Origin of the sequence: Pseudochrobactrum sp. XF203, assembly GCF_020341615.1 — a bacterium.
Classification (GTDB): Bacteria; Pseudomonadota; Alphaproteobacteria; order Rhizobiales; family Rhizobiaceae; genus Pseudochrobactrum; species Pseudochrobactrum saccharolyticum.
Genome location: NZ_CP084392.1, coordinates 1,376,894 through 1,401,477, shown reverse-complemented (window position 1 = coordinate 1,401,477; position 24,584 = coordinate 1,376,894). Strand labels below are relative to the sequence as shown.

General features: G+C 52.7%; 21 protein-coding genes. 2 read left to right on the top strand and 19 right to left on the bottom strand.

Annotated elements, in window-relative coordinates:
• Positions 1-11: 11 nt before the first annotated feature.
• The 11 genes from clpX to dusB all read right to left on the bottom strand — a co-directional run bounded on the left by clpX (position 12) and on the right by dusB (position 14,385).
• Positions 12-1,286: an ATP-dependent Clp protease ATP-binding subunit ClpX gene (gene clpX, locus LDL70_RS06170; RefSeq protein WP_075655371.1), complete on the bottom strand. Its 1,275-nt coding sequence runs from the start codon at positions 1,284-1,286 to the stop codon at positions 12-14.
• A gap of 345 nt (positions 1,287-1,631) precedes the next feature.
• Positions 1,632-2,258 (bottom strand): ATP-dependent Clp protease proteolytic subunit, encoded by a 627-nt coding sequence (locus LDL70_RS06165; protein WP_225688419.1) that lies wholly within the window; start codon positions 2,256-2,258, stop codon positions 1,632-1,634.
• A 182-nt stretch (positions 2,259-2,440) separates the two neighbouring features.
• Positions 2,441-3,862 carry a GTPase HflX gene (hflX, locus tag LDL70_RS06160; protein ID WP_083647020.1) on the bottom strand — a complete coding sequence of 474 codons (1,422 nt, stop codon included), beginning with the start codon at positions 3,860-3,862 and terminating at the stop codon, positions 2,441-2,443.
• Positions 3,863-4,125: 263 nt separating this feature from the next.
• Positions 4,126-4,362 (bottom strand): RNA chaperone Hfq, encoded by a 237-nt coding sequence (gene hfq, locus LDL70_RS06155; protein ID WP_022712353.1) that lies wholly within the window; start codon positions 4,360-4,362, stop codon positions 4,126-4,128.
• Between the two features lie 362 nt (positions 4,363-4,724).
• The gene (locus tag LDL70_RS06150; RefSeq protein ID WP_225687776.1) at positions 4,725-5,528 is read right to left on the bottom strand and encodes a capsular polysaccharide synthesis protein; all 804 of its coding nucleotides are present in this window, start codon (positions 5,526-5,528) and stop codon (positions 4,725-4,727) included.
• Positions 5,529-5,557: 29 nt separating this feature from the next.
• Positions 5,558-6,934 (bottom strand): Trk system potassium transporter TrkA, encoded by a 1,377-nt coding sequence (trkA, locus tag LDL70_RS06145; RefSeq protein ID WP_075655375.1) that lies wholly within the window; start codon positions 6,932-6,934, stop codon positions 5,558-5,560.
• Between the two features lie 2 nt (positions 6,935-6,936).
• Positions 6,937-8,298, bottom strand: coding sequence for a sigma-54 dependent transcriptional regulator (locus tag LDL70_RS06140; RefSeq protein ID WP_022712355.1), 1,362 nt, complete (start codon positions 8,296-8,298; stop codon positions 6,937-6,939).
• Between the two features lie 93 nt (positions 8,299-8,391).
• The gene (locus LDL70_RS06135) at positions 8,392-10,644 is read right to left on the bottom strand and encodes a PAS domain-containing sensor histidine kinase (RefSeq protein WP_225687774.1); all 2,253 of its coding nucleotides are present in this window, start codon (positions 10,642-10,644) and stop codon (positions 8,392-8,394) included.
• A gap of 82 nt (positions 10,645-10,726) precedes the next feature.
• Positions 10,727-12,136: a nitrogen regulation protein NR(I) gene (gene ntrC, locus LDL70_RS06130; RefSeq protein WP_370637811.1), complete on the bottom strand. Its 1,410-nt coding sequence runs from the start codon at positions 12,134-12,136 to the stop codon at positions 10,727-10,729.
• Positions 12,137-12,244: 108 nt separating this feature from the next.
• On the bottom strand, positions 12,245-13,366 hold the full coding sequence (locus LDL70_RS06125) for a nitrogen regulation protein NR(II) (RefSeq protein ID WP_225687770.1): 1,122 nt from the start codon (positions 13,364-13,366) through the stop codon (positions 12,245-12,247).
• Positions 13,366-14,385: a tRNA dihydrouridine synthase DusB gene (gene dusB, locus LDL70_RS06120; RefSeq protein WP_225688417.1), complete on the bottom strand. Its 1,020-nt coding sequence runs from the start codon at positions 14,383-14,385 to the stop codon at positions 13,366-13,368. Before dusB ends, LDL70_RS06125 begins: the two co-directional genes overlap by 1 nt.
• 309 nt (positions 14,386-14,694) lie before the next feature.
• On the opposite strand from dusB, the gene LDL70_RS06115 reads away from it, so the two are divergent.
• Positions 14,695-15,897 carry a bifunctional 2-C-methyl-D-erythritol 4-phosphate cytidylyltransferase/2-C-methyl-D-erythritol 2,4-cyclodiphosphate synthase gene (locus LDL70_RS06115; RefSeq protein WP_225688415.1) on the top strand — a complete coding sequence of 401 codons (1,203 nt, stop codon included), beginning with the start codon at positions 14,695-14,697 and terminating at the stop codon, positions 15,895-15,897.
• Positions 15,898-15,967: 70 nt separating this feature from the next.
• Positions 15,968-16,465 carry a CinA family protein gene (locus LDL70_RS06110; protein ID WP_225687768.1) on the top strand — a complete coding sequence of 166 codons (498 nt, stop codon included), beginning with the start codon at positions 15,968-15,970 and terminating at the stop codon, positions 16,463-16,465.
• Between the two features lie 6 nt (positions 16,466-16,471).
• On the opposite strand, the gene LDL70_RS06105 is transcribed toward LDL70_RS06110, so the two are convergent.
• The 8 genes from LDL70_RS06105 to pdhA all read right to left on the bottom strand — a co-directional run bounded on the left by LDL70_RS06105 (position 16,472) and on the right by pdhA (position 24,541).
• Positions 16,472-16,945: a type II toxin-antitoxin system RatA family toxin gene (locus LDL70_RS06105; RefSeq protein WP_116088047.1), complete on the bottom strand. Its 474-nt coding sequence runs from the start codon at positions 16,943-16,945 to the stop codon at positions 16,472-16,474.
• A 12-nt stretch (positions 16,946-16,957) separates the two neighbouring features.
• Positions 16,958-17,926 carry a lipoyl synthase gene (gene lipA / locus LDL70_RS06100; RefSeq protein WP_022712365.1) on the bottom strand — a complete coding sequence of 323 codons (969 nt, stop codon included), beginning with the start codon at positions 17,924-17,926 and terminating at the stop codon, positions 16,958-16,960.
• A gap of 179 nt (positions 17,927-18,105) precedes the next feature.
• Positions 18,106-18,303 carry a hypothetical protein gene (locus tag LDL70_RS06095; protein WP_028233977.1) on the bottom strand — a complete coding sequence of 66 codons (198 nt, stop codon included), beginning with the start codon at positions 18,301-18,303 and terminating at the stop codon, positions 18,106-18,108.
• Positions 18,304-18,428: 125 nt separating this feature from the next.
• The gene (gene lpdA, locus LDL70_RS06090) at positions 18,429-19,892 is read right to left on the bottom strand and encodes a dihydrolipoyl dehydrogenase (protein WP_075655821.1); all 1,464 of its coding nucleotides are present in this window, start codon (positions 19,890-19,892) and stop codon (positions 18,429-18,431) included.
• Positions 19,893-20,010: 118 nt separating this feature from the next.
• Complete coding sequence (locus LDL70_RS06085; RefSeq protein ID WP_022712368.1) at positions 20,011-20,649, bottom strand: SGNH/GDSL hydrolase family protein; 639 nt, start codon at positions 20,647-20,649, stop codon at positions 20,011-20,013.
• 59 nt (positions 20,650-20,708) lie between these two features.
• The gene (locus LDL70_RS06080; protein ID WP_225687766.1) at positions 20,709-22,064 is read right to left on the bottom strand and encodes a pyruvate dehydrogenase complex dihydrolipoamide acetyltransferase; all 1,356 of its coding nucleotides are present in this window, start codon (positions 22,062-22,064) and stop codon (positions 20,709-20,711) included.
• Positions 22,065-22,078: 14 nt separating this feature from the next.
• The gene (locus LDL70_RS06075) at positions 22,079-23,488 is read right to left on the bottom strand and encodes a pyruvate dehydrogenase complex E1 component subunit beta (protein WP_022712370.1); all 1,410 of its coding nucleotides are present in this window, start codon (positions 23,486-23,488) and stop codon (positions 22,079-22,081) included.
• A 12-nt stretch (positions 23,489-23,500) separates the two neighbouring features.
• Entirely contained in the window at positions 23,501-24,541 is a 1,041-nt protein-coding gene (pdhA, locus tag LDL70_RS06070; RefSeq protein ID WP_022712371.1) for a pyruvate dehydrogenase (acetyl-transferring) E1 component subunit alpha, read from the bottom strand.
• Positions 24,542-24,584: the final 43 nt, after the last annotated feature.

Below are 24,584 nucleotides of genomic sequence, written 5' to 3'. Positions count from 1 at the left end.
TGTTTGTTTCCTTAAGCGGAAACCGTGCCTTTTTCTTCCTTACGGTCGCCATAGATGTAAAGCGGCTGCGCTTTGCCATCCACGACTTCGCCGGAAATAACCACTTCCTGAACACCTTCCAGTGTCGGCAGGTCAAACATGGTATCAAGCAGGATTTTTTCCATGATCGAACGCAGACCACGGGCACCGGTCTTACGCTCTACCGCACGGCCAGCAATTGCCAGCAGCGCATCTTCATGGAATGTCAGCTCAACATTTTCCATCTCGAACAGGCGCTGATACTGCTTCACCAGAGCGTTTTTCGGCTCAGACAGGATCTTGACCAGAGAGGCCACATCCAGATCTTCCAGTGTCGCAATAACCGGCAGACGACCGACAAATTCCGGAATAAGACCGAATTTCACCAGATCTTCCGGCTCCAGCTCGTGGAAAATCGCACCGATACGGCGTTCATCCGGCGCTTTTACAGTCGCGCTGAAGCCGATGGAGGTCTTTTCGCCACGGGACGAAATGATCTTGTCGAGACCGGCAAATGCACCACCGCAAATGAACAGGATATTGGTTGTGTCCACCTGCAGGAATTCCTGCTGCGGATGCTTGCGCCCGCCCTGCGGCGGTACGGAAGCCACAGTGCCTTCCATGATCTTCAGCAGAGCCTGCTGTACGCCCTCACCGGATACGTCACGGGTAATCGACGGATTATCGGCCTTACGGCTGATTTTATCCACTTCGTCGATATAGACGATACCGCGCTGCGCACGCTCGACATTGTAGTCGGCAGCCTGCAACAGTTTGAGAATGATATTTTCAACATCTTCACCGACATAACCGGCTTCGGTCAGTGTCGTGGCATCAGCCATGGTGAACGGCACATCAATGATGCGCGCCAGTGTCTGTGCCAGATAGGTCTTACCGCAACCGGTAGGGCCAACCAGAAGAATATTGGATTTTGCCAGCTCAACATCACCGCTCTTTGGCTGGTTAGCCAGACGCTTATAGTGATTATGAACCGCAACCGACAGAACACGCTTGGCATGGCTCTGACCGATGACGTAATCATCGAGAACCGCCATAATTTCCTGCGGAGTCGGAACACCTTCACGCGACTTCACCATTGAGGATTTGTTTTCCTCGCGGATGATGTCCATGCAAAGCTCGACGCACTCATCACAGATAAAAACGGTCGGCCCCGCAATCAGCTTGCGCACCTCATGCTGGCTTTTTCCGCAAAAGGAGCAATAGAGCGTATTTTTGGAATCGCCACCGCCGTTGCTGACTTTGCTCATCGCAGTTTCCTTTCAGTAATGGCCGCCCGCTGTCCGCAACAGGCACCAAGTTCTAACCGTTATGTCTTCCCGACCGAAACCGACATGAACGGCAGTCGTCTTTTTAGGCACAAGACCCAAACGATCACTTAACACAGCATTCAGCATAAACAGGCAAAAGACAGTTTTACAACCTGTCTACCGCACTGTTTTATGCGACAGTACAGTAAAAGCGGTAATGGCAGAAAAAATGTGGCTAAAATTATACAATGCCGAAGATTTCTGCCGGAAAACCACTTGTCACGAAATTCCGGTCTTCAGAAAACTGATCCGTTTTTCAGGCAAAACGGATCAGAATCCGGTTTATCAGTCTTTCTTTTCGCCAAGATCGCGTGATTCGATCACTTTATCGATCAGGCCGAATTCGTGCGCTTCCTGAGCGGTCATGAAATGATCGCGGTCGAGTGTACGCTCGATAGTTTCATAATCACGGCCGGTATGTTTAACGTAGATTTCATTGAGGCGGCGCTTCATCTTGATGATATCCTGCGCATGACGCTCGATATCGGAAGCCTGCCCCTGAAAACCGCCGGATGGCTGGTGAACCATGATACGTGCATTCGGCAGTGCCAGACGCTGACCGGTTGCACCGGCTGTCAGCAGCAGCGAGCCCATGGATGCCGCCTGCCCCATGCAGAGCGTGGAAACCGGAGGCTTGATGAACTGCATCGTGTCATAAATCGCCATGCCGGAAGTGACCACGCCACCTGGCGAATTGATGTACATTTCAATCGGCTTGTTCGGGTTTTCCGCTTCAAGGAACAGAAGCTGCGCGCAGATCAGCATAGCCATGCCGTCTTCAACCGGACCGTTCACGAAAATCACGCGCTCTTTCAGAAGACGCGAGAAAATATCATAGGCCCGCTCACCGCGTGCAGTCTGCTCAACCACCATCGGGACCAGATTCATAACGGTTTCAATTGGATCTCTCATCATTAACTGCCTTTGGCTATCGGAGAACGGAGCGAAACACTGCCGTCAGGATTCGTAATACTCAATACATAGGGCGAGGCGTACCCGTTTCGCAAGGTGTTGCGCTATAAACGCCCTATTCCGCCCCTGTCTAATCTTTCATGCTTACCGAAATCTAAATGACGGCAGACTGCTGCACATCCTTAGCTGCGTTTTGTTACGGAAGCATATTTATCGCGGAATTTCTGTGCGGAACCGGCGGTCATATCCACATCGATAATCACCGAACCGTCTTCCTCATCCTGACGGCGCACATTGCTGCCATGGCGGTAAATCCAGTCAATCAGACCGAACTGATCCGGCTGCAGGCTGACCTGCACCTTTTCCATAGCACCGGAAATACGGCTTTCGATCAAAGCCAGCAATTCAGACGTACCCTGCCCTGTCAACGCAGACAGCGGCAAAGGCCGTGCATCTTCATGACTGCCGCTACTCAGATTTTCCGCGCTGTCCTGCATCGGCTCGCTCAAACGGTCGATCTTGTTCCAGATCTCAATGACACGCTCATCGCCTTTTTTAATGCCGAGACCGCTGAGAATTGTCTCCACATCCTCAGCCTGCGCCGCATTGTCAGGGTCTGACATATCGCGCACATGCAGGATCAAATCCGCCTCAATCACCTCTTCCAGTGTCGCTTTAAATGCGGCCACCAGATGGTGCGGCAGGTTAGAAATGAAACCAACTGTATCGGACAGGATAATCATATCGCCATGCGGCAGGCGCAGACGACGCAAAGTCGGATCAAGCGTCGCGAAAAGCATATCTTCCGCCAGCACATCAGCACCGGTCAGACGATTGAACAAAGTAGACTTGCCCGCATTGGTATAGCCGACCAGTGCAATCACCGGATGCGGCACCTTACGGCGTTTCTGGCGATGCAGCTGGCGGGTACGTACAACCGTATCCAACTCGCGTTTGATCCGCAGGATTTTCTCCTGCAGCATACGCCGGTCGGCCTCGATCTGGGTTTCACCCGGACCGCCCATAAAGCCGCCACCACCACGCTGACGCTCCAAGTGCGTCCAGCTGCGAACCAGACGGCCTTTCTGATAATTCAGATGTGCCAGCTCAACCTGCAGGCTACCCTCACGGGTCTGCGCACGGCGGCCGAAAATTTCCAAAATCAGACCGGTACGGTCAATAACCTTGACCTTCCATTCGCGTTCCAGATTGCGCTGCTGCACCGGTGTCAGCGGATGATCGACAATCACAAGCTCGATTTCTTCACGCTCAATGCGTTCGGCAATATCCTCAACCTTACCCGTGCCAAGCAGAGTGGCCGGACGCGGCTGGGAGGTCTGCACCAGAAAACTGTCGATAATTTTCAGATCAATCGCGCGTGCAAGTCCCGCAGCTTCTTCAAGCCGCGCCTCATCACTCCGGCGATATTTCGGGCGTTCGCTCTCATCCTGATCGACGACCAGCGCGTAACGTTCCGGCAAAATCGGCACGACAACAAAAGCCCGTGTATCTTCTACTTTTGTTGTGAAAGGCTTTCTGCTGCTTTTCTGTTTGGCGCCGTCATCATAATTATCATCGGATGATAATTCATATGTTTCTGGCATCTCTGTTTCTGGCGTCAGATCAGCTGCCGGATCATTGCGTTTTTTCAAATGTGTATCCTGATTTATGTATCGCCATAACCGGCCATCTTTATCCGGAACGGCTTCTGTTCCCATCAGATAATCATCAGGGCTGCCTGCATCAATGAGCGCGCCTCAGATAATTGTTCCCGTATTTACAAACAAATATATCCGCAGGCCTAGAGGCACTGCGGATATAAAAACATTCCGAAATTTCAGCAAACAGTCGTAATGACCTGTAATGCTTACTCTTCTTCGCCTTCAAACATCTGCACAGGCTGACTTGGCATAATGGTTGAGATGGCATGTTTATATACCAGCTGTGAATGTCCGTCACGGCGCAGCAAGACACAGAAGTTATCAAAGGATGTGACAATACCTGTCAGCTTAACGCCATTAATCAAAAAGATCGTCAGAGAGATTTTTTGCTTACGTACAGAATTCAGAAAGAGATCCTGAAGATTTTGCGATCGTTCAGCCATTTTTTTATTCCTTTATTTCGATCCGCAACCAGCACTGATTTCGGGGAGACATCCACCCTGTTTACAAATATGCCGCCTGAAGCGCATAGCCCGTAAACAGTTCATTTCCGAAGAAACAGCAGAAAATCTTCCCCTGTCATCCGGTTTTATCATCTGCCCCAGATATTGCACCTGTATATTGATACAGAATCAATAGTTGCGGGAATAATCCCACATTCCGCAAAGGGTTAACAGGCCGCTATTTTTTGCGCAACGTCAAAATGTTGTATGCTGCCGGATGATTAGCTGCCGCACAGTCAGAACTATGCCATTCAGGCCAAATATATTTTGTATCTGACCTGTATTCTGACAATTCATGACGCTTAATCAGCCTCCGTCAGCTCACCTGTCTGCTTCAGCATCCATTCATAAAAGCTGCCCTTGCGCGCAACCAGCTCTTCCGGACTTTTGCGATGCACATGAAAACCAATAAATTCAGGATGGTCCAGCGGTTCCAGACCATATTTCGGATCAAAAATGTTCAGGCAGTCACGCGCCGTCCAGTAGTAAAAACTTTCTTTGGGCGCCGCATCATTGAAACAGCCATATTTCTTGGCCAGCCTTGAAATACCGTCATTGCCAAAAATGGTAATGCCGATCATTGCAGGGGTCACTTCCTTGCCGATAAGGCGGTACCAGAGCGGGCGCAAAACCCGTCTGCGCAAACCGAGCCATTTCGGCAGCGGATAATCACCGGCCATATAGGCATCAAATTCGGCAATCACCGGATGATCGGGCGGGAAATACAAAGCCGAAACGCCGACGCGCTCCCTGTTTTCACGCGCCAGATAGGGTTTGGATGCATCCGGATGGAACTGCTTATGCAGATAGACATCCGTATCCAGCCACACGCCCTGACGATGTTTCATCAGATTGATGCGAAAAATATCGCTGAACTGAACAATCGTCAGATTATCTTTCAGGTTCGGAAAACCGGGATCAAGACGGCGAAATGATTCAATCGGCATGATCGTTGCGGCATCATGCTGCTCCACGCCTTCCGGCAGATTTTCGACGGGCTGATAGCTGAACAGCTTAACCCGTTGTCCGGTTCTGACCATGGAAGTCAGGCACATATGATCCACCGGCCGTAATTGGCTGCCGTACCAGAATGTACAAATATCCATAAAACATACTCAATTTTAAAATGAGGCGCTTAAAAGAAATCGAGACTCACGCGGAACATCTGTTCTACGTGCTTCACCGCATCACTTGTCGCAAACATCACTACGCGATCATTGCGGCGAATATGCAGATCGCCATGCGGCTTAATAACTTTTCCGTCACGGTAAACCGCCCCCACCCGCAAACCGGCCGGCAGGTCGATATTACGCAATGGCGCGCCGACTAATGGTGAAGTTTCAAGGGCTTCCGCCTCAATCAGCTCCGCCCGCCCGTCATAGACACTATGCACCGAGCGTATACGCCCGCGCCGCACCTGCTGCAGAATCTTGGAAATCGTCACATTCTTCGGACTGACATAAGAATCAATACCAACCGTATGGATGAATTCCTGATAGGCAGAATTATTAATCAGCACCATATTCGACTTGCAGCCAAGGCGCTTGGCCATAATGCCGGACAGAATATTCGCCTGATCCTGATTGGTCAGTGCCACCATCAGATCAGCATCCTGAACTTCCGCCTCGCGCAGCAATTCCTGATCCAGCGCACTGCCGTTCAGAACAATCGTCTTATCCAGCTCATCAGCCACAAAGGCTGAACGCTCACGATTATGTTCAATGATCTTCAGCCGCGTATGCGGCTGGCGCTCTTCCATCTTTTTCGCGACATAGAGCCCGATATTACCGCCACCGGCGATAATGATCCGCCGCGCCTCAGGTTTATCATGACCGAACAGGCCGAGCGTACGGCGCACCTGCTCTACCGTTGTCACCACATAGGCCAGATCGCCTGCAAGCAGATGATCCTCGGAATGCGGCACAAAAAGCTTGTCATTACGCACCACGCCGACCACCGTTGACGGCAGATCTGGAAACAGATCGGTCAGCTGTTTCAGCGGCGTGTTGATGATCGGGCAGTCTTCCATACATTCAATGGCAAAAGCGACCACTTTGTCATCGGCAAAGCGCAACACATCGGAAGCACCCGGCAAAGCGATACGGCGCAGCACCATGTCGCCGACTTCCAGTTCCGGCGAGATCACCACATCGATCGGCATATTATCGCGCGAGAACATCTCCTGATACTGCTTTTGCAGATAGGTCTGTGCGCGGATACGGGCAATTTTGGTCGGCACATTAAACAGCGAATGGGCAACCTGACAGGCCACCATATTGATCTCGTCGTAAAGCGTGACGGCGATAATCATATCCGCTTCATCGGCACCGGCCGCTTCCAGTACATCCGGATGCGAGCCGTGACCGACAAAACCACGCACATCAAGCAGATCACGCACGGCGTGGATCAGCTTTTCCGATGTATCAATCACCGACACATCGTTATGTTCCGCAGCGAGCCGCTCAGCAATACCGAAGCCGACCTGACCGGCACCGCAGATAATGATCCGCATAATTACACTCCGAGCGACTTGAGTTTACGGTGCAGAGCGGAACGCTCCATACCCACAAACTCAGCCGTGCGTGAAATATTACCGCTGAAACGGTTGATCTGTGCGACCAGATATTCCTTTTCAAACATTTCACGCGCTTCGCGCAGCGGCAGCGCCATAATATGCTGATCGGAATCAGTCGGTGTGCGCGGCAGCGTATCACCGATTTCCGCCGGCAGCAGATCAGCCGTTACCGGCGCATCCACATCATCGCCGCGCGCCAAAATCATCAAGCGTTCCACATTGTTACGCAGCTGACGCACATTGCCGGGCCAGCTATGGGATTGCAGAACCGCCATCGCATCATCGCTGATACGGCGCGGTTTGATACCGGCCTGTTCAGCCACCTGATTGATGAAGAAGGACACCAGCGACGGAATATCATCGCGGCGCTGTGCCAATGGCGGCACCTGCACCGGAACAACGGCCAGACGATGGAACAGATCTTCGCGGAACAGACCTTCGGCAATCATGCCTTCAAGATTCTGCGCGGTCGAAGAAATGATACGCACATCAACCTTCACGCGCTTGGTTCCGCCTACACGTTCAAACTGCTGGTCAACCAGAACACGCAAAATCTTGTTCTGGGTTTCACGCGGCATATCGGCAATTTCGTCGAGATAGAGAATACCGCCATGCGCCTCTTCCAGTGCGCCGACCTTGCGTTCCCCGCCATCCATTTCGGTGCCGAAAAGCTCGATTTCCATACGTTCCGGTGTAATAGCAGCGGCATTCACAGTCACAAAAGGCCCGTTAGCACGGCTCGACTGTCCATGAATGGCACGTGCCACCATTTCCTTACCCGAACCCGAAGGGCCGGTAATCATGATACGGCTGTTGGTCGGTGCCACGCGTTCGATAGTCTGGCGCAACTGGTTCATCGCCAGCGAATTACCCAGCAGTTCGAATGTCTCACCGGAGCGTTTGCGTAAGTTAGAAACTTCGCGCTTAAGGTTTGATGTTTCCAGTGCCCGCTCTGCCACGAGGATCAGACGATCTGCCTTGAACGGCTTTTCAATGAAATCATAAGCGCCGCGACGGATAGCCGAGACAGCAGTTTCAATATTACCGTGACCGGAGATCATCACCACCGGCAGATCCGGATGCAGTTTCTTGATTTCATCCAGCAATGCCAGCCCGTCCAGACGGCTGCCCTGCAACCATATATCCAGAAAAATCAGCCGCGGCACACGATCATTGATCGCGGCCAATGCGCTGTCCGCATCAAAAGCTGTGCGGGTTTCGTGACCTTCGTCGCTTAAAATACCAGCAACCAGATCACGGATGTCCGTTTCATCATCAACGACGAGAATATCAGAAGCCATTTAATCCACCTGCCTTGTTCCCATTATCCTGCAGATTTACCACAAAGTGATCTATCCGCAGGTATTTATCATTCAGCTGCCTGCATCTGTCTGTCATGCCTGCAACTCCTCATTTGTCTGTGTCCCTGCCATTTCCGGCGGCGTTGCAGGGAAAACCATACGGATCATCGCACCTCTGCCCTGATAGAAATCAGCCGGTGCATCATGCAGTTCCATATGCCCGCCGTGATCCTCAACGATTTTTCTGACAATAGCGAGGCCAAGGCCGGTGCCTTTTTCACGCGTTGTCATATAAGGCTCCAGCAGCCGCTGCCGGTTATCACCGGGCAGGCCTTTGCCGTTATCAATCACATCGACAATCAGCTGATCCTTGTCCTGATAGGCTTTCAGCAGAATATGTCCGTGATAATTATCTTCATCCGTAACCGCTTCAATAGCCTCGCTGGCATTTTTGATAATGTTACCAAAAGCCTGTCCAAGCAGACGACTGTCAAAATGGCCATAAAGCGGCACTTCACTCAACTGCTGCTCAAAACTGATCTCACTGCGGCTGACTTCCACCAAGAATGCGGCTTCTTTCAGCGAATCCCGCAAATCAATGGTTTCCATTTTCGGCTTCGGCATCCGTGCAAAGGACGAGAATTCATCCACCATACGACCAATATCGCCGACTTGACGGATAATCGTTTCCACGCACTGGTCGAAAACCTCACGATCTTCGGTAATAACCTTGCCATAACGGCGGCGGATACGCTCGGCAGAAAGCTGGATCGGTGTCAGCGGGTTTTTGATTTCATGGGCGATACGCCGCGCCACATCGGCCCATGCCGTTGAGCGCTGCGCCTGTACCAGATCAGTAATATCATCAATTGTAACCACATAGGAGCGTTCATCACCCGTGCCGTCCTCAATCGTGATCTGCACATTGAAGGTACGGGTCAGCCCGCCGCGCATCATCGAGACCTGCTCGCGGTAAACCGCACGGCCGGAATCATGCGCCACTTCAAAGACCTGTCCGATTTCCGGAATATGCGTACTCAGGCTGGTACCGATAACCTCATCGGGCTCAAGGCAGAACATCTGCTCTGCCGAGCGGTTGACGATATTAATCAGCCCCAGCGTATCCACCCCGATCACCGCGGCGGTAACACCGGACAACACAGCCTCGGAGAAGCGGCGGCGCTCATCAATCTGGTCTTTAGCGGCCAAAAGATCGGTGCGCTGGCTTTTCAGCTCGGCAACCATGTTATTGAAAGTGCCGGACAATGCGCCGAGATCACCGTCGCTGGAGCGTACCGGTACGGAAATATCCAGATTACCGACAGCCACTTCATCAGCAGCGCCGATCAGCTGGCGGATCGGCCGCACCAGACGGTCTGCCACAGCAATACCTGTCCAGATCGCCGGCAGCAAAACAATCAGCATCAGGCCGAAATAGAGCAGCGCAAAGATAACCTGCGTCGGGATACGGTTCGCCTCCATATCCTGATAGCGCTTGGTATTAGCCTCCATCAGGCGCATGGAATCGAGAATTTGCGCATCAACAGCACGTACGGTGTAGAGATACACATCGGGTATCTCACGCATCTTGATAATTGCGCCAACGAAGTTGCTGGTCGGACCCGGCGGAATAATCACCGGATTACCGTCCCGTGCCGTTTCAACCGCCTCTGACGGTGGTTGCGGCAGATTTGCGCCGCCCTGCTCGCTGCGCAAGGCAATCGAGCCGTCTTCGCGCAATAACTGCGCGCCGAGCAAACCGCGCCCCAGCGCCTGCAAGGTCATCAGCTGCACAAAACCGTTACGGTCGAGACTATAGAGCGTGCGTTGCGCATCCATATCCTGCAGCATGGAATAGGTCGTGCTTTGCAGGTTACGCGCGGTTTCATTGATATAACCATTGGCAAGGCTGATCGATGAATTGACGATATTGCGCGTATTGGTTTCAAACCAGCGATCCAGCCCGAGATTGAGCGTTACGCTGGCGACAATCGCCACAACAATCGCCGGAACCGCTGCAATCAGTGAGAACAGCGCCACAATGCGCACATGTAAACGCGCGGCAGCACGGCCATGACGGCGCGCCTGTGTGATGCGGAAAATCTCGCGGATAATCAGTGCCAGCAGGCTGACGACCAGAACCACATTGATGATAATCAGCGTCAGCGTCACATGCAGATCAGGAACAATCGGCGTGACACCGATCATAATCAGAAAGGAGACAAGTGATGCAATAATCGACAGGACAACAATGATCACACCCGGCAGAGCCAGCAAACGTCTTTGTTCACTCACCCGTGCAGGTTTAAATTCGCGTAACCACTCAAGCAGACTCGTCTTATCCATTTCGTTAATCTATTATAAACCGTTGCCGTCATGCAACAGAATGTTGCACATATGCAACGTTATCGCGATAACTCTGGCTATATTAGCTATTCTTGAAGATATTGAGGTCGTGATCGCGGATTTTTTTGCGCAGCGTGTTGCGGTTCAAACCCAGCAATTCTGCGGCCTTGATCTGATTGCCGGATGTGGCTGTCAGGCTTGCAGCCAGCAGCGGATATTCAATCTCGTGCAAAATCCGGTCGTATAGCCCCTGCGGCGGCAGTTCACCGTTGAAGGAGGCGAAATACTGACGCAGATAAATTTCCGTCGCCTCACGTAAGTTAGTGATCTGATCCGCTTTCAGCCCTGTTTCATCAGCCTGTAATGACGGTGGCAGATGCTGCAATTCGTGACGGATAATCTCCACATTAATCTCATCCTGCGGATAGAGTGCTGCAAGTCTACGCACCAGATTTTCCAGTTCGCGCACATTGCCCGGCCATGTGTAATGACGCAGCGCTGTAAAACCCTCGGCACTGATCTGCTTTGGCGGCAGACCTTCCTTTTCCACCAGCCGGAAGAAATGCTGCACCAGATCCGGCACATCCTCGCTGCGCTCACGCAGCGGCGGCATACGCAGCGGCACCACATTGAGCCGGTAGTATAAATCCTCGCGGAACTGTCCTTTATGAATTGCTTTGAGCAAATCTTTATTGGTCGCGGCCACAATACGCACATCGGTTTTAATCGGCGTGCGCCCGCCAACGGTCATATATTCGCCCTGCTGGAGCACGCGCAGCAAACGCGTCTGCGCTTCCATCGGCATATCACCGATTTCATCGAGAAACAGCGTACCGCCATTGGCCTGTTCAAAGCGCCCTGAAAAACGCTGCTGCGCGCCGGTAAAGGCACCTTTCTCATGGCCGAATAATTCAGATTCAATCAGATCACGCGGGATAGCTGCCATATTGATCGCCACAAAAGGCCCGTTACGGCGGCGGCCATATTCATGCAAAGCGCGGGCAACCAGCTCCTTACCCGTGCCGGATTCCCCTGTAATCATCAGTGTCAGATCAGTCTGCATCATGCGTGCCAGCACACGATAGACATCCTGCATCGCCACTGAGCGACCAACGAGCGGCATATTCTCTGCCTGCTCGTCCACATCCTGCTTTGCCTGCACCGGCTTTGGTTCGGACAGCGCACGCCGCAGCAGGCTCACCATCTCGCTCAGGTCAAAAGGTTTCGGCAGATAATCATAGGCACCGGCTTCCGAGGCGCGGATTGCGGTCATGAAAGTATTCTGCGCACTCATCACCACTACCGGCAGGTCGGGGCGCGCTTTGCGGATGCGCGGCAGAATTTCGAACACCGAACCATCCGGCATATTCACATCGCTGATAACCAGATCACCTTCGCCGCTCGTAATCAGCGCCCAAAGCGCCGCACGATTACTGGCAAGACGCACAGCATAACCTGCTCTGCTCAGCGCCTGATTAAGCACTGTGCGCATGGCTGCATCATCTTCCGCAACGATGATTACCGGTTCATTCAATGCATCACTCCCACGCAGATAAATATAATATTACATCATATTAGATCGATATTTTAATATTTAAATTTAAACAACAGTACTGTCCTGTTTCCAGATCGGCAACAGAATACGGAAAATGGTTTTTCCGGAGAAACTTTCGCATTCAATCATACCGCCATGATCGGCAATGATCTTGGCAACCAAAGGCAAACCCAGACCTGAGCCATTGGTTTTGGTCGTGATAAACGGGTCAAACAGGATCGGCAGAATATCCGGTGCGACACCGCCGCCATTATCAATCACGCAATATTCCAGCGGCAGAGACAGGCGCTCGCCCGTCGCCGGTACAATCATATGCATGCCCGCTTTATAGGCAGAGGTCAGCAGGATCTCACCTTTACGCCCCGTGCGTTCTTCCGGCTCAATCGCTTCGGCAGCATTTTTAATCAGGTTTAGAAACACCTGTATCAGCTGATCGCGATTACCCCAGACACGCGGCAGGGACGGATCATAATCCTCGCGGATCGTGACATGAGATGCAAAGCCGTGGCTCGCCAGCGTTTTAACATGCCCCAGTACCGTATGCAGATTGACAGCAGAGCGCTCAATCGGACGCTCGTCGGAAAACACATTCATCCGATCGACCAGTGCGACTATACGGTCAGCTTCATCACGGATCAGCTGTGTCAGTTCGCAGTCGGACTCATTGGCCGCATCGCGTGCCGACATTTCCAGTAATTGCGCCGCACCGCGAATACCCGAAAGCGGATTTTTGATTTCATGCGCCAGCATTGCCGCCAGACCGGTAACAGAACGTGCCGCACCGCGATGGCTCATCTGGCGATTGAGTTTCTCCGCCATAGCTGTTTCTTTAAACAGGATAACAACCTGATCCGGTATTTCACTGACCGGTGTTACCTGCACATCCACCATGCGCTCAGTGCCCATACGCGGCGATGACAGATCAATATGATATTCATTAACCGCTGTACCGCTTTGAATAACCTGCGCAATCAGTCCGATCAGCGGGCTTGCAGGCGGCAGAAAATAATTGAGACCATGACGCTTCAAGATTCCCGCACTGGAGCGGAAAAACACCTCAGCCTGCGCATTCGCGTAAATAATCTGTCCCGCAGCATCCGCCATTATCACGGCTTGCGGCAATGTATTCAGCACATGATCGGACAAAGAGAATGCAGCAGCGTCCATCAGGCGGCATCCTTCAGGGATTTCGCCCCTGCGGCCGGTGTCAGGCCGGTAAAAATATCCGTGAGAATGCCTGATACTTCTTGCGCATTGCCTGAGGTCATCAGCGCCTTTTTGACCGTATCCGGCACATTTGACGTATGACGTTCCATATACCAGCCCAGATGTTTGCGGGCATGGCGGATACCGGTTTTCTCACCATAATGTTCCAGCATGGCGTGATAATGCGCTAGAATATAATCGCTTAAGTTTAGCGGCGCGGCACCATGTGGCAAACCATTCAGTTCGCTTGCCACCTGCCCCGCCAGCCAAGGCTGACCATAGGCGGCACGGCCGATCATCACCGCATCGGCACCGGAGCGGCGCATAATTTCCTGCACATCGGCAGCACTGCCGACATCGCCATTGGCAACAAGCGGCACAGAAATTGCCTCACGCACGGCGCGTATCGCATCCCAATCGGCATGACCAGTATAGAACTGACAGCGCGTGCGGCCATGCACGGTAATCATCTGCACACCGGCATCAACGGCACGTTGCGCCAGTTCCGGTGCATTAATGGAGTCCTGATCCCAACCAAGCCGCATTTTCAGCGTAACCGGCACTTTCACCGCCTGCACGGTTGCTTCAATCAGTGTCAGCGCATGGTCGAGATCACGCATGAGCGCCGAACCGGAATAACCGCCTGTCACCTTCTTGGCAGGGCAGCCCATATTGATATCGACAATATCCGCGCCTTCACCTTCAGCGATCTTGGCGGCCTCGCCCATCCAATGCGCTTCACGGCCTGCAAGCTGCACCACATGGGTTTGCAGATCACCGCGCTCCATCCGCTTGCGGCTTTCAGAATGATGATTGCACAGCTCCGCACTGGCCACCATTTCGGAAACAACCAGCCCTGCACCGGCCTCCCATGCCCGACGACGAAACGGCAGATCGGATACGCCGGACATCGGCGCCAGAAATACGCGATTGCGGATTTCCACCGGTCCGATTTTCAATGGCAGGGTTGCAGTCATCATCATCAGCCTAAAAATTGTGCAATATTAAAAACGCTCAAACTTTAAGCAGATTTATAGGTTTTATCATCTTCATGCAAGAAAAAGCGGATTCGTCGCAATGCGATTAACCGATGAATCCATTATCAAAAAAACATCACTAGAGCGCCGTGCGCCCTCTTGGGCGCACAAAGGTCGCTCTAGATTCTTTAATGATCGCATTATCACTGTCGTCAAGCTGTACAAACTTGACTGTGAAATGCTCTAGCATTTCGTTTATCAAGGCGGTATTCGCTATAAACAGAGGTGTGACAGCTCGGAAAGGCTTTTCTCATTCGCACAGCAGCAGTTATAGTCGCCGCAGGACGCGGAGAACGCGCCGGTCAGAGCACCGAAGGCCCTAAACAATATCGCCGCATCGGCGGTCAGGCCGTGCTGGCGCATACTTTACGTACTTTTTTGGCTTGCGAGCAGATTTCGCCCGTTGTTGTGGTCATCCATGCCGACGATCACGATCTTTATCATGCTGCGCTGAAACGCGCTGAGATTGACGCCTCGCGCCTGAAGCTTGTGACCGGCGGCCCGACACGACAGGAATCCACCCGCCTCGGCCTGCTCGCTTTGTGCGATGATACGCCGGATTATGTGATGATCCATGACGGCGTGCGTCCTTTCATCACGGAAGGTCTGCTCAAGCGCATTATGATTGCCCTGCACCCGCAAACCGGCGTGTTGCCTGCGCTTGCCGTTTCCGACACGCTGAAACAGGCCGGCGGCGATGCATTGGTCACCAAAACCGTACCGCGCGCAGGACTATTTGCTGCGCAGACACCGCAGAGTTTTCCGTTCGTGCCAATTCTCGATGCGCATAATGCAGCATTTGCATTGGGACGCACAGATTTCACCGATGATGCCGCCATTGCAGAATGGCAGAGCATTCCTGTTCGTGTTGTCGAAGGCTCAGCCGACAACACTAAAATTACATGGGCAAAGGATATTGAAATGGCAGATCAGCGCTTGCGTCAGGATATGGTTGCGTTTCCGGACATCCGCACGGGCAATGGTTATGACGTGCATAGTTTCGAAGAGGGCGACCATGTGTGGCTTTGCGGCGTGAAAATTCCGCATACACATAAACTCAACGGTCATTCCGATGCCGATGTGGCGCTGCATGCGCTGACGGATGCCCTGCTTGCCACTCGCGGCGCAGGTGACATCGGCACGCATTTCCCGCCATCCGATCCGCAGTGGAAAGGCGCAGCCTCACGGCAATTTGTTGAGTTTGCAGTTAAAACCGTGCGCAAAGCCGGTGGACGTATTGCCAATGCCGATATTACACTGATTGCCGAAGAACCGAAAATTGGCCCGCATCGGGAAGCTATGACCGCAGAACTCAGCGATATGCTCGGCGTGAGCGCCGACCGTGTTTCGGTCAAAGCCACGACCAACGAGAAAATGGGCTTTGTCGGCCGCAAGGAAGGCATCGCCTCTATCGTGACTGTCAGCGTTATCTATCCGGGTGAAGTGCCCGCATAAAGGAAGAAGATCATGAGTTTGATTGCACAACATGTTCCCCAAAAGTGGGCAGCGGTTTTGGGACAAGAACATGTGCAATAATAAATCAACAGAGCAGGCTCTCGCCGTTCTTGATGCCTGCCGCAAGGCGCAGCTCATGATTACCACTGCCGAATCCTGCACCGGCGGCATGATTGCCGCCGCACTAACCGACATAGCCGGTTCGTCCGATGTCGTTGATTGCGGCTTTGTCACCTATAGCAATGAAGCCAAAGCCTCGCTGATTGGTGTTCCTCAAAGCCTGCTCCGTGATTTTGGTGCAGTGTCGAAACCTGTCGCTATTGCCATGGCTGAAGGTGCGCTGAAACATGCCCCGCAGGCCAGCATCAGCATTGCAGTCACCGGCGTTGCAGGCCCTTCAGGCGGCAGCGCTGAAAAACCTGTCGGACTGGTGCATATTGCCTGTGCGAGACAGGGTTTTGAAACCTTGCATCTGGAGTGCCGCTTCGGCGACCAATCGCGCGAAGCCATCCGTTTAGCTACAGTGCATGCTGCACTGGATTTGGTTCTGCAAAGACTGTCTGAGTAATTTTAATTACTTAATCGCATCGCCGGTTTTGATGCCATAAATCTGATCGGCGCGTTTTTCAAAAGCTTCCGCAAATTTGCGGAAAGCCAGATCAAACATTGAGCCCATTACCAGACCAAGCGTGCGGCTCTTAAATTCATAATCAATGAAAAAATCCACATCGCTATGCGTACCATCACCGACCGGTACAAATGTCCAGCGATTGTCGAGATAGCGGAACGGGCCGTCAATATATTTGACTTCAATCACCCGCTCATCCGGCTTGAGCAGCACCTGAGTGGTGAATGTCTCACGGATGAGTTTGTAGCCGACAGTCATGTCGGCCACCAGTAATGTCTTGCCATCGCGCTCTTTACGCGAGCGGATGGTCAATGCTTCACACATCGGGACAAATTGCGGATAAGTTTCAACATCCGCGACCAGAGCAAACATTTGCTCCGCGCGGTGTTGAACCTGACGTGTGGCAGTAAATTGCGGCATGGTCTATAAGTTTTAGTTACGGCTGGCGATCAGCGCTTCACGGGCGGCACGCAGCTTGGCAAAATCATCACCCGCATGGTGCGAAGAGCGTGTCAGCGGGCTGGAAGCAACTAGCAGGAAGCCTTTGGTTTTACCGATTGTGGCAAAGGACTTGAACTCGTCCGGTGTCACATAACGGATAACCGCATGATGCTTACGAGTTGGCTGCAGATATTGACCAATGGTCATGAAATCCACATCAGCCGAGCGCAGATCATCCATCAGCTGGAGCACTTCATTACGCTCTTCACCCAGACCAACCATGATACCGGATTTGGTGAAAATGGTCGGATCGAGTTCTTTCACACGCTGCAACAGACGCAGGGAGTGGAAGTAACGGGCACCCGGACGCACCTTCAGATAGTTGGACGGCACTGTTTCCAGATTGTGGTTGAACACATCCGGACGCGCCTTAACAACGATCTCCAAAGCACCTTCCTTACGCAGGAAATCAGGTGTCAGAATTTCAATCGTGGTCTGCGGGCTGGCAGCACGGATTGCGTGAATCACTTCAGCAAAATGCTGTGCACCGCCATCGGCCAGATCATCACGGTCAACGGAGGTGATAACCACATGGGTCAGCCCCATCTGCTTCACGGCCTTGGCCACATTTTCCGGCTCATTCGGGTCGAGATTGGTCGGGATGCCGGTTGATACGTTACAGAACGCGCAGGCACGGGTGCAGATTTCACCCATGATCATGAATGTCGCGTGTTTTTTGTCCCAGCACTCGCCGATATTCGGGCAGCCGGCTTCCTCGCATACTGTGACAAGCTTGTTAGAGCGCACAATATCGCGGGTCTCGCCATAGCCGCGCGAAGTCGGAGCTTTCACGCGAATCCAGTCAGGCTTTTTCAAAAGTGCTGTGTCGGGCCGGTTGGCCTTCTCAGGATGACGAAGGCGTTTTCTGTCGTCGTTAACGGTGTCCAGAAGCGTAACCATATGTCTTTCCCAAAACGGCCGTTGCGGCCTTCAGATTTCGTAACACCGGAAAGTCCGGCCAGAATATTGCGCCTGTTTATCAGGCAGGACGAACAAGGTAAACTACAAGCTTCAAACCCTGCTCTTATCAAAACTGATAACAGCTCATATAAGCCGTCAGCTTTTATATACAACCGGTCTCAACGTCGCGCTGCTTCACCGATTGCCTTGAATACCAGTGCCCAGATCAGGCCGAAACAAAATCCGGCCAGCCCCAGCGCCAGTGTTACACTCCACACGCCATACCAGCCCGAGAGTGCATAGCCATTGATTGAAATCACATTGCCGGACAGAAAGCTGAGCGTCGATACACCAAAACCAAGCCCCAGACCAATCAGTGTTGAATATTTCAGCACTGTCAGCGCGGCTTTGCGATAGGGTGATCCGTCTTTAATCAGCGGCAATTGCGATCCTTTTCAAGAGTGAAACCGGCCTGAATTTTATCATCAGGCCGGAATAGATATTAAGCGTTCAGAACTTTGCCATAGGCATCCAGCACGCTTTCCTTCATCATTTCTGATAAGGTAGGATGCGGGAATACGGAATGCATCAGCTCTTCTTCAGTGGTTTCGAGATTCATTGCAATCACGAAGCCCTGAATGAGTTCGGTGACTTCAGCGCCAACCATGTGTGCGCCGAGCAACTGGCCGGTCTTCTTGTCGAAAATGGTCTTAACCAGACCCTGATCTTCGCCCAGCGCAATTGCTTTACCGTTTGCAGCAAACTGGTAGCGGCCAACGCGGATATCAAAGCCCTGTTCTTTGGCTTTGGCTTCGGTCAGACCAACGGATGCAACCTGCGGGTTGCAATAGGTGCAGCCCGGAATTTTGCCCTTATCCAGCGCATGAACATTCGGCACACCGGCAATCTTCTCAACGCAGATAACACCTTCATGCTCGGCTTTGTGTGCCAGCATCGGAGGACCGGCAACGTCGCCGATTGCATAAATACCTTCGACATTGGTCTTGCCGTAACCGTCAATCACCACGCAACCGCGATCAGTTTTAACGCCGAGTGCTTCAAGACCAAGATTTTCAATATTGCCGACAACACCGACAGCCGAGATCATGCGATCAGCAGTGATTTCCTGCACCTTACCATCATTGGTTTCAACGCTGGCGGTGACTGAATTCGCGCCTTTGACCACTTTGGTCACTTTGGCTTCGGTGATGATCTTCATGCCCTGCTTTTCAAGCAGCTTACGGGCAAAGGTAGAGATTTCCGCATCTTCAACCGGCATGATGTTTTTCATGACTTCAACAACAGTCACGTCAACGCCCATGGTACGGTAGAAGGAAGCGAATTCGATACCAATTGCGCCGGAGCCCATAACCAGCAGGCTCTTTGGCAGTTCTTGCGGAACCATTGCTTCGAAATAGGTCCAGATCAGCTTGCCATCCGGCTCAATGCCAGGCAGCGCACGAGGGCGCGCACCGGTTGCCAGAATAATGTGTTTGGCTGTGTAAGTACCCTCACCCAAAACGCCTTTAGGCACCGGATTTTGTGGCAGCATTGGCTGTTTGGTGGTTTTGGAAACTACGATTTCAGCAGGCTTACCGGCGGATGCGCCTTTGGTAACTTTGGCTTCACCCCAGATCACATCGATCTTGTTCTTCTTCATCAGGAAGGCAACGCCGCCATTGAGGCGCGCTGACACACCGCGCGAACGGGCAACAACTGCCTTCACATCCGCGCTGATTTTACCTTCGAGCATCAGGCCGTAATCCTTGGCATTTTCACCGAAATGCAGAATTTCAGCCGAGCGCAGCAGAGCTTTGGTCGGGATACAGCCCCAATTGAGGCAGATACCGCCAAGATGCTCACGTTCAACAATCGCGGTTTTAAGTCCGAGCTGAGCGGCACGGATAGCAGTTACATAACCGCCGGGACCGGAACCGACCACGATAACGTCGTAATTGTTGGACACGCTCATTCTCCTTGAATGGTTTCTATGCCGGTTACCGGCGCATCATTCATTATATCTATTGGTTTTCGCGTATCTTGTCCGAAAACCGCTTCACACTTTTCGGGATACGCTCTTATAACTACAAACCCAAGATCAGGCGCACAACAGGCTCAAGCGCCTTGCCGATAGCCCGTGTATTTTCCGCATCCAGATGCACACCATCCAACGGCGTGGTTTTCGCAACGCCGGATGCATCAAAGAAGCTGCATTCCATTTCATCCGCCAGATCTGACAAGAGCAGCCCCAGCTTGCGCGATTCCGTAATACCACCAGCAAAGAGCGAGGCAAAAAACGGATCAGCACTCTCAGTGATATGCGGCGGAGCCACAATCAGAATATCCGGCACCGCATAACCTTCGCGATAGGGATGATTGCGGATGATCTGGATCAGTCTGCGCATACCGCAATGGCTGGAAAAAGCATCACCAACGACCTGCGGTTTCATATCATTGCTGCCGAGCAGAATAATCACCAGATCAAGCGGTGCATGGGTACCCAGCAATGTCGGGAGAATGCGTGAACCGTTGCGGTCTTCCGGCGCGGTATAATCGTCAAAAGCAGTGGTGCGGCCGTTCAGCCCTTCAGCAATCACATGCGCCTGAGCACCAAGGCCTTTCTGCAAAACAGACGGCCAGCGATCCTCAAGCGGCAGACGTGCACCATCCGGTGCCTGATAGCCCCATGTCAGTGAATCACCAAAACATAAAACTGATTTCATGTTCGCGCCTTTTGCGGGAAAGCAACGGCGCCCCAGAAATCTGAGGCGCCTGTCTTTTCTTAGACCAGCATGCCGAGCGGGTTTTCAATATAGTTCTTGAAAACCTTCGCCAGTTCCGCAGCCAGCGCACCATCAACGGCGCGGTGGTCAGTGGAAAGCGTGACGGACATTACGGTTGCTACAGCCAGTTCGCCGTTTTTGACAACTGCGCGCTGTTCACCGGCACCAACTGCAAAGATTGTTGCATGTGGCGGGTTGATGATCGCTGCGAAGTCTTTGACGCCGAACATACCGAGGTTGGACACCGAAGTGGTGCCGCCCTGATATTCCGAAGGCTTCAGCTTACGGTCGCGGGCGCGCTTGGCCAGATCTTTCATCTCATTGGAGATGGCAGACAGAGCCTTGGTTTCTGCACCACGAACGATTGGCGTAATCAGGCCACCCGGAATGGAAACGGCAACGCCGACATCCGCATGTTTGTGCTTGACCATGCCTGCATCAGTCCAGGAAACATTGGCTTCCGGAATGTCGCGCAGTGCCAGAGCTGTTGCTTTGATGACCAGATCATTGACCGAAAGCTTGTAAGCAGGCACTTCACCTTTTTCGGTTTTGATCAGTGGTGCCGCAGCATTGAGTTGTGAACGCAGCGCCAGCAGAGCATCCAGTTCGCAATCAATCGTCAGATAGAAATGCGGAACAGTCAGCTTGGATTCCATCAGGCGGCGCGCAATAGTTTTGCGCATACCGTCATGTGGTACCAGCTCGTATGAACCTTCCTCAAACATTTTGAGGGTGGCTTCATCCGAAGCGCCGGAAACGGCAATCTGAGGTGCAGCAGCAGAAGCAACCGGCTTGGCAGGAGCTTTAACGCCGGAAGCAATCGCAGCTTCAACATCCTTGCGGATGATGCGGCCATGCGGACCGGTGCCGGAAACAGCAGCCAGTTCCACGCCTGCATCCTTGGCAACGCGACGTGCCAGCGGCGAAGCGAACAGACGCTCGCCTTTAGCAACAGGAGCTGGAGCCGGAGCAGCCGCAGCAGGTGCAGGTGTCGCTGCCGGAGCAGCAGCAACCGGTGCCGGTGCGGCGGATACTGGTGCAGCGGCTTCAGCTTTTGGCGCTGCGGCAGGTGCATCGCCTGAAGCTGCTTTCGCAGCTTCAGCAACATCTTCACCATCTTCCGCCAGAACAGCGATCAGGGCATTGACCTTCACGCTTTCAGTTCCGGCAGGCACAACCAGCTTGGCTACGATACCTTCATCAACGGCTTCCACTTCCATGGTCGCCTTGTCGGTTTCGATCTCGGCAATAACGTCACCTGCGGAGACTTTATCGCCTTCTTTGACCAGCCATTTTGCCAGATTACCTTCTTCCATTGTCGGAGAAAGAGCCGGCATCGTGATTTTGATAGCCATGTTTAATCTTCCCCTTAACGAGCGTAGGTGACAGCTTTAACAGCCTCAACAACTTCCGCAACCGATGGCAGTGCCAGCTTTTCAAGGTTGGCGGCATATGGCATCGGCACGTCTTTACCGGCAATGGTCATAATCGGCGCATCGAGATAGTCGAAAGCCTGCTGCATCACGCGGGTTGCAATTTCTGTACCCACGGAAGACTGCGGGAAGCCTTCTTCAACAGTAACCAGACGGCCGGTCTTTTTGACCGATTCAATCACAGTCGGCATATCCATCGGACGGATGGTACGCAGATCGATGATTTCAACGTCGATACCCTGCTGTGCCAGCTCTTCAGCTGCCTTGATCGCATAGGTCATGCCGATACCGAAGGACACGATGGTCGCATCTTTACCGACTTTGTGAATGCGGGCTTTGCCGATTGGCAGCACGAAATCTTCAATGTCCGGCACATCAAATGTGTGACCATACATAACTTCGTTTTCAAGGAAGATGATCGGGTTAGGATCACGGATCGCAGCCTTGAGCAGACCTTTAGCATCAGCAGCCGAATAAGGCATGATGACTTTCAGACCCGGAATATGGCTGTACCATGCCGCATAGCACTGGGAGTGCTGTGCACCAACACGCGCTGCCGCGCCCGAAGGGCCACGGAACACCATAGGCGCACCCATCTGACCACCGGACATATACAATGTCTTGGCAGCAGAGTTGATGATCTGGTCAATCGCCTGCATGGCGAAGTTGAAAGTCATAAATTCAACAATCGGACGCAGACCCGTATAGGCAGCACCAACAGCGATACCGGCAAAGCCGTGTTCGGTGATTGGTGTATCGACAACGCGCTTGTCACCGAATTCAGCCAGCAGGCCTTTGGTTACCTTATAGGCACCTTCATATTCAGCAACTTCTTCACCCATAACGAAAACGTCAGGGTCGCGGCGCATTTCTTCAGCCATTGCGTCACGCAGAGCGTCACGAACAGTGGTCGGCACCATCTTTGTACCAGCCGGAATATCCGGATCATTGGCAACTTCGATTTTAGGCGCAGCAGGAGCGGCAGGCGTTGAAGCACCTGGCTTCTCACCGGCAACAACAGGTGCTTCCGAAGTGACCATGGTCGGCTGCTCAACGGCAGGCGCTGCAGCCGGAGCCGCTGCACCAATGCTGTCAGCGCTCTCACCGTCAGCCAGCAACACAGCAATCACTGAGTTTACCTTAACGCCTTCAGTCCCTTCAGCAATCAGCAGTTTGCCGATAGTGCCTTCGTCAACAGCTTCCACTTCCATGGTCGCTTTATCGGTTTCAATCTCGGCAATGACATCACCGGAAGCGACTTTATCGCCTTCCTTTTTCAGCCATTTGGAGAGTTTGCCCTCTTCCATTGTCGGGGAGAGCGCTGGCATAAGAATTTCAACAGGCATAGCGCTCGCTCCTTACAGCAGAATATCAGTGTAGAGTTCAGATGCATCCGGCTCCGGATCATTCTGTGCAAAGTCTGCTGAATCAGCAACAATGTCACGAACTTCCTTATCAATCGCCTTCAGGTCATCTTCCGAGAACCAGCCATTATCCATCATGCGGTATTTAACCTGCTCGATCGGATCATGCTCGGAGCGCATCTTCTGCACTTCATCCTTGCTGCGGTATTTCGCAGGATCGGACATCGAGTGACCACGGTAACGATAGGTCTGCATTTCGAGAATAATCGGACCCTTGCCGGAACGTGCCCATTCCAGTGCTTCTTCACTGGCGGCGTTCACAGCGCGCACATCCATACCGTCAACCTGAATACCAGGAATATTGAAGGACAGACCGCGACGGGAGAAATCGGTTTCAGCCGAAGCGCGGGTTACAGCAGTACCCATCGCATAGCGGTTGTTTTCGATTACAAATACAACAGGCAGCTTCCACAGCGATGCCATGTTGAAGCTTTCGTAAACCTGACCCTGGTTGGCAGCACCGTCACCGAAATAGGTGATGGAAACGCTGTCATTACCGCGATAGCGGTTTGCAAAAGCCAGACCGGTACCGAGCGACACCTGCGCACCAACAATACCGTGACCACCATAGAAATGTTTCTCTTTCGAGAACATATGCATCGAGCCGCCCTTGCCTTTCGACAAGCCGCCGCGACGACCGGTCAGCTCAGCCATCACGCCGCGCGCGCTCATACCGGCTGCGAGCATGTGACCGTGGTCGCGATAGGCAGTGATAACCTGATCGCCTTCCTGCATGGCTTTCTGCATGCCGACAACAACAGCTTCCTGACCAATGTAAAGGTGACAGAAACCGCCGATGAAACCCATACCATAGAGCTGACCGGCTTTTTCTTCGAAGCGACGGATCAGCAGCATCTCACGGTAAGCGTGAAGATCTTCTTCTTTGGTGAACTGGTTAGGCTGGGGTGCCTTGAGAGTGTTAGACAGAGCTGCCTGCGATTTACCCGCAGCAGTTTTTTGTGCCCTAGGTGCCATATTTTGCTCCCTGTTATGGTGGGCGCAGAATAAACCTCATCAG

What these genes read in the sequence shown, in the direction of transcription:
- clpX (WP_075655371.1), bottom strand. Translation starts at nt 1,286, where the DNA reads ATGAGCAAAGTCAGCAACGGCGGTGGCGATTCCAAAAATACGCTCTAT.
- LDL70_RS06165 (WP_225688419.1), bottom strand. Translation starts at nt 2,258, where the DNA reads ATGAGAGATCCAATTGAAACCGTTATGAATCTGGTCCCGATGGTGGTT.
- hflX (WP_083647020.1), bottom strand. Translation starts at nt 3,862, where the DNA reads ATGCCAGAAACATATGAATTATCATCCGATGATAATTATGATGACGGC.
- hfq (WP_022712353.1), bottom strand. Translation starts at nt 4,362, where the DNA reads ATGGCTGAACGATCGCAAAATCTTCAGGATCTCTTTCTGAATTCTGTA.
- LDL70_RS06150 (WP_225687776.1), bottom strand. Translation starts at nt 5,528, where the DNA reads ATGGATATTTGTACATTCTGGTACGGCAGCCAATTACGGCCGGTGGAT.
- trkA (WP_075655375.1), bottom strand. Translation starts at nt 6,934, where the DNA reads ATGCGGATCATTATCTGCGGTGCCGGTCAGGTCGGCTTCGGTATTGCT.
- LDL70_RS06140 (WP_022712355.1), bottom strand. Translation starts at nt 8,298, where the DNA reads ATGGCTTCTGATATTCTCGTCGTTGATGATGAAACGGACATCCGTGAT.
- LDL70_RS06135 (WP_225687774.1), bottom strand. Translation starts at nt 10,644, where the DNA reads ATGGATAAGACGAGTCTGCTTGAGTGGTTACGCGAATTTAAACCTGCA.
- ntrC (WP_370637811.1), bottom strand. Translation starts at nt 12,136, where the DNA reads ATGCGCACAGTGCTTAATCAGGCGCTGAGCAGAGCAGGTTATGCTGTG.
- LDL70_RS06125 (WP_225687770.1), bottom strand. Translation starts at nt 13,366, where the DNA reads ATGGACGCTGCTGCATTCTCTTTGTCCGATCATGTGCTGAATACATTG.
- dusB (WP_225688417.1), bottom strand. Translation starts at nt 14,385, where the DNA reads ATGATGACTGCAACCCTGCCATTGAAAATCGGACCGGTGGAAATCCGC.
- LDL70_RS06110 (WP_225687768.1), top strand. Translation starts at nt 15,968, where the DNA reads ATGTGCAATAATAAATCAACAGAGCAGGCTCTCGCCGTTCTTGATGCC.
- LDL70_RS06105 (WP_116088047.1), bottom strand. Translation starts at nt 16,945, where the DNA reads ATGCCGCAATTTACTGCCACACGTCAGGTTCAACACCGCGCGGAGCAA.
- lipA (WP_022712365.1), bottom strand. Translation starts at nt 17,926, where the DNA reads ATGGTTACGCTTCTGGACACCGTTAACGACGACAGAAAACGCCTTCGT.
- LDL70_RS06085 (WP_022712368.1), bottom strand. Translation starts at nt 20,649, where the DNA reads ATGAAATCAGTTTTATGTTTTGGTGATTCACTGACATGGGGCTATCAG.
- LDL70_RS06080 (WP_225687766.1), bottom strand. Translation starts at nt 22,064, where the DNA reads ATGGCTATCAAAATCACGATGCCGGCTCTTTCTCCGACAATGGAAGAA.
- LDL70_RS06075 (WP_022712370.1), bottom strand. Translation starts at nt 23,488, where the DNA reads ATGCCTGTTGAAATTCTTATGCCAGCGCTCTCCCCGACAATGGAAGAG.
- pdhA (WP_022712371.1), bottom strand. Translation starts at nt 24,541, where the DNA reads ATGGCACCTAGGGCACAAAAAACTGCTGCGGGTAAATCGCAGGCAGCT.